Consider the following 5,120-nt stretch of genomic DNA (forward strand, 5'->3'; position numbering starts at 1 on the left):
AGCCCGCTCCCACACTTGACCGAGTTCCACCGTTGGAATGCAGTCAAGTGTGGGAGCGGGCTTGCTCGCGAAAGCGTCACCACAGGCGTCAGTGATCTACTTCTTGGCCGCGATCATCGCCAAAAATGCCGGCATCGCCGCCTCCCGGTCCGCTGCCACCTTCTGCGCGTTTGGCATAGCGTGCAGCCGCTCCAACAACGCCTTGGCCTGTGGCAACTCTTCCAGCAAATCCAGACCAAACAGCTTTTCGCCCACGGCGCAGGCGACGTTCAAGCTGTACATGAAATATACATCCGCGAGGCTGAATGTGGCGCCCGCCACATAGGGCGCAAACTTGCCGTAGCGACTCAATGCCCCGATGCCCAGCAGCAATTCTGCCTTGGACTTCTCCTTGATGGCTTCCGGTACCGGCATGCCAAAGAACGCCTCACCGAAACAGGCACGTGCCGGAAGCTCCAGGTACAGCTCGATCTCGCGGCACATCGCACGCACCTGGGCGCGCTCAAAAGGGTCGCCCGGCAATAGCGCAGGGCCGTTCTGGGTCTGCTCGAGGTATTCCAGAATGGCGCTGGTTTCATTGATAAAGCCGTGGGGTACGGCCAGTACCGGCACCTTGCCACGAGGGCTGATCGCCAGGATTTCTGGCGTCTGGCCAGCAGAAAACAACACTTCCTCGAAAGGCAGCCCTTTCTCCATCAACGCCAGTTTGACCATGTTGTAGTAGTTGCTGACCGAAAATCCATAAAGCTTGAGCATTGGGCATGCCTCCAGGCCGGGTGTGGGGTTGGCTGCAAGAGTTATAGATCCATGGAGCCGCGCTGACCAGCAGCATCACCTGCCTGAATGGGCGTAGACTGGCGCCCTTTCCTTGAGGAGCCTGCCATGAGCGAGCCGACCGATATCGACAACGACGAAGAAGAGTTCACTGAAAGTACGTTGATCCAGGCGATCGAAAACCAGATCGAAAGCGACAACCCGCCTGCCGCCAAGGCCACCTTCAACAAGCTGACACTGGTGGGTTACGAGCGTGAAGACATTCTGAATCTCATGGCCCATGTACTGGCCGTGGAAATCGACAAGATGCTCGAAGAAGACCGCGCATTCGATACCCAATGGTATGAAACCGCGCTGCGCGCACTGCCTGAGCTACCACCGGAAAACGCCTGAATCCGGGGTTCTGTGTGGCCGGGAAGCCTGCTTCCCCGCCACAAACCTGCGCCATATCAAGACCCAGGAGTTTGTGACTGGACAGCCCGGCAAAGTGCGTTCACCTTATGCCCTGCTAGCCTCTAATAAATTCTTAGAAAGTCTGGAGTCCTTATGTCGTATACCCCTGAGTTGGTTGCCGAACTGGAAATCCTTGCACTCTTCAACCTGGGCAGCTCCCAGGAAGGCTTGAAAGTCCACCAGACCGCCGCGCCCACAGCCGTCGCCGCCGCCAAACGCCTGTTCGAGAAAAAACTGATCGACCAGCCGGACGGAGGCTACCTGACCAGCCTTGGCCGCGACGCCGCAGAACAGGCTCAAACCCTGCTGACCATCCTGACCACCGCCAACACCAAAGAAGCCGCCTGACACCTGATACCGCCCATGGAGTCCGCCCCTTGCGGATTCCGAGGGCGCTGCTGTGGAAGGCACAAAATTCTGACGCCAAAAACCTTTTCTCTCTAAACCTCCTACGCTTCTGGCTGTAAACTCTTACACGGCCGCCCACGTCGGGCTCTGCGAGCCAACGACTTCGAAATGACCCGCACCCATGAAATCCGCCCCGACCTGGACGAAGGCATCGACCGCAAGGTGCTGGCCCAACTGCGTGCGCGTTTCATGGCCCTCAACGAAGGCCGCATGGCCCGGGCCATCGAAGGGCTAACACCACGCCAGCAGAGCGTCCTGGCGATGTTGCCGCTGTTTTTCCACGTCAACCACCCGCTGCTGCCGGGTTACGTGTCCGGCAGTACACCGGCAGGGCTGTCGAATTACGAGCCCGACGCCCAGGCCCTGACCGAAGCCCAACGCCTGACCCGCTCGTTCTCCTACAAACCGCGCCATGGCAACCCGCCGCGACCGATCCACGGCCTGTTCCTGATGGGCAGCCTCGGCACCCTGGCCCAGGCAGACCAAAGTGATATGGACGTGTGGGTGTGCCATGCACCCGACCTCAACGAAACCGAATTGGCCGAGCTGCGCAAAAAGTGCCAACTGCTGGAAGCCTGGGCCCTGACCATGGGCGCCGAGGCGCATTTCTTCCTGATCGAGCCGACACGCTTTGTCCTGGGTGAGCGTGAAACACAGCTCAGCTCCGACGACTGTGGTACCACCCAGCATTACCTGCTGCTGGATGAGTTCTACCGCACCGCCATCTGGCTGGCCGGGCGTACGCCGATCTGGTGGCTGGTGCCGGTGTACGAAGAAACCCGCTATGCCGAGTTCACCCACGCGCTGATTTCCAAGCGTTTCATCCGCGCCGATGAAACCCTCGACCTCGGCCACCTGGCGCGCATTCCTCCGGGAGAGTTCATTGGCGCCGGCCTGTGGCAGCTGTTCAAGGGCATTGAGTCACCCTACAAGTCGGTGCTCAAGCTGCTGCTGACCGAGGTCTACGCCAGCGAGCACCCGAACGTGCAGTGTCTGAGCCTGCGCTTCAAACGGGCGGTGTTCGCCAACCAGATGGACCTGGATGAGCTGGACCCATACATCGTGGTCTATCGCCGGATCGAGGAGTACCTCAAGGCACGTAACGAACCGGAACGTCTGGAGTTGGTACGACGCGCGCTGTACCTGAAGGTCAACCGCAAGCTCAGCGCCGGCCAACGCACCACCCGTTGGCAGCGCCTGCTGCTGGAGCGACTGGCCCACGAATGGGGCTGGGACCAGCGCCAACTGACCCTGCTGGACAGCCGCAGCCAGTGGAAGGTGCGCCAGGTGGCCTCGGAACGCCGGGCGCTGGTTAATGAACTGAATTACAGCTACCGCTTCCTGACCCAATTCGCCCGCACCGAACAGACCGTCAGCCTGATCAACAAGCGTGACCTCAATGTGCTGGGTCGACGCTTATATGCAGCCTTTGAACGCAAGGCCGGCAAGGTCGAGTTCATCAACCCTGGCATCGCCCCGGACCTGGCCGAAGACACCCTCACCCTGGTGCAATCACCCAACCGCAAAGAGCCGGGCCAGCACCACTGGGGCCTGTATAACGGCAACCTGACAGCCCTGGAATGGGAGCACTTCGCGCCGATCAAGCGCAGCCGCGACTTGCTGGAGATGCTCACCTGGTGCCATCGCAACGGCGTGATCGACAGCAGCACCCGCCTGGCACTGCACCCGGGCACCAGCGACATGACGGAGTTCGAGCTGTTCAACCTGCTGGGCAGCCTGCAGCAGACCATCACCCTGCCCTTGGCCAGCGTCGATGAAGAGCGCCTGCTGCGCTCGGCGGTGCCGGAAGAAGTGCTGTTGCTGATCAACGTTGGCGTCGACCCACTCAAGCATCACCGCGACTTGAACATCCTGATGACCACCGAGCGCACCGACTCGCTCAGCTATGCCGGCGCGCGCGACAACCTCGTGTTGACCCTGGATCAGGTCACGCTCAATAGCTGGAACGAGGTGATGGTCAGCCGCTTCGACGGCCCCAACGCGCTGCTCGACTGCCTGCGCGACTACCTCAACCAACTGCCGCCGAATCACTTGCCCCGGCTGCGGGTGCGCTGCTTCTGTCACAACCGTGCGCAGTTCATTGCCCAACGCGTCGAGGAAATCTTCGATACCGCGCAAAATCTGCTGCTCGGCCAGGGCAATCACCGCTACCTGCTCCAGATACAGCAGCATTACCACGTGATGGAACTGGTGCCGGGCCAGGCCAACCATGTGTCGCTGCCGACCCAGGACGCGCTGATCGCCTACCTCAGCGAAGAACTGGCCAGCTACAGCCCACTGCACCTGGACACCATGGCCCTGGAAGACCATGACCTGGCGCTGCTGCTGCCTATGGGCATGGCCGACTGCGTGCAGGTGTTCTACCGGGTAAATGAAGGCCAGGCCGAGTTGTACGTGTTGGATGAGTTCAACGCGCTATGGCAGCAACGCTTGCCGTTCCATGATGAGCAGAGCCTGTTGGCGCCACTGCAACGCTTCCTGCAAGCGATCATCTTCCGCCGGGAAGCCCTTTCGCCGCTGGACACGCAACAACCATTGGGCATAGTGCAAACCCTGTACTACCAACTCTTGCCATCCGGCAGCACCCGCGCACGCGGCATCGAGCCGCGGCCGGCACCTTCGACCCCAGCCAACAAAGCGTTTTATGACGTGCAGGCGATTATCGGCAAGGCGGCCCCTGGCAAGGTGGGCATTACGCTGTACTGCAATCAGCGGGAGTTTTCCGAGCTGGAGTTTGGCGACCAGCTATTTGCCGTGGTCGCCCAGGAGATCGTCGGGCAGCGCCAGGAAACCGAGCGCTACCGCTGCTACATCACCGACCTGGACCTCTCGGGCCTGCTCGGGGATGTGCAAAGCCCGAGCAACCTGTACCTGCGTTACAAGGCCGAGCTGGAGATGTCGCTCAATGAGGCACTCAGCCAGATTTAAAGCGGCTCTTCTTAAAGAGGAAATGCACCACCATCTTTCGGCTGACCTTCAACGCTGAGCAACTCCAGCTTGAGGGTCTTGCCGCCCGGCGCTGGCCAATCGATGTGTTGGCCCACTTGCAGGCCAAGTAACGCACTGCCCACGGGCGCCAGGATCGAAATCTTGCCTTCATCGGCGTTCGCGTGCTTCGGGTAGACCAAGGTCAGGTGATAGTCCTTGCCGCTACTTTGCTCGCGGCAATGCACGCTGGAGTTCATGGTCACGACACCCGCAGGCACTTCATCGTGGCCAACCACGTCATCGGCGCGGTCGAGTTCGGCTTGCAACGCTGCGACGCCGGGAGACTCGTCGCCCAAGCGGTCGATCAGTTGCTCCAGACGCTGCACGTCAAGACGGGTGAGGATGATGGACGGTGCGGTGGTCATGATTCAGGCAGACTCCTTTTTTCTGCACAAAAAAGCAAAACCCCGCCAGAAAGAGGCGGGGTTCTCACGGACCTCGATGAGTTGAGGTGTATCCGGACACTACCACAGCAC

Annotated in this window: 5 protein-coding genes; 3 read left to right on the plus strand and 2 right to left on the minus strand. The window is 60.4% G+C overall.

The annotated features are described in order from the left end of the window. Nucleotides 1-96: 96 nt before the first annotated feature. Complete coding sequence (locus tag ACRESD_RS25785; protein WP_431753485.1) at nt 97-756, minus strand: glutathione S-transferase family protein; 660 nt, start codon at nt 754-756, stop codon at nt 97-99. A gap of 126 nt (nt 757-882) precedes the next feature. Here ACRESD_RS25785 and ACRESD_RS25790 point away from each other — a divergent pair, with 126 nt between their 5' ends. The 3 genes from ACRESD_RS25790 to ACRESD_RS25800 all read left to right on the plus strand — a co-directional run bounded on the left by ACRESD_RS25790 (nt 883) and on the right by ACRESD_RS25800 (nt 4,584). Beyond that, the gene (locus tag ACRESD_RS25790) at nt 883-1,167 is read left to right on the plus strand and encodes a hypothetical protein (protein WP_431753486.1); all 285 of its coding nucleotides are present in this window, start codon (nt 883-885) and stop codon (nt 1,165-1,167) included. 153 nt (nt 1,168-1,320) lie between these two features. Further along, entirely contained in the window at nt 1,321-1,575 is a 255-nt protein-coding gene (locus ACRESD_RS25795; RefSeq protein WP_431753487.1) for a TIGR02647 family protein, read from the plus strand. A 168-nt stretch (nt 1,576-1,743) separates the two neighbouring features. Then, the gene (locus ACRESD_RS25800; protein WP_431753488.1) at nt 1,744-4,584 is read left to right on the plus strand and encodes a class I adenylate cyclase; all 2,841 of its coding nucleotides are present in this window, start codon (nt 1,744-1,746) and stop codon (nt 4,582-4,584) included. A gap of 11 nt (nt 4,585-4,595) precedes the next feature. On the opposite strand, the gene rnk is transcribed toward ACRESD_RS25800, so the two are convergent. After that, nucleotides 4,596-5,009, minus strand: a complete 414-nt coding sequence (gene rnk, locus ACRESD_RS25805; RefSeq protein WP_431753489.1) for a nucleoside diphosphate kinase regulator — start codon at nt 5,007-5,009, stop codon at nt 4,596-4,598. Between the last annotated feature and the right edge of the window lie 111 nt (nt 5,010-5,120).

Source organism: Pseudomonas sp. (genome assembly GCF_050739995.1).
Taxonomy (GTDB): domain Bacteria; phylum Pseudomonadota; class Gammaproteobacteria; order Pseudomonadales; family Pseudomonadaceae; genus Aquipseudomonas.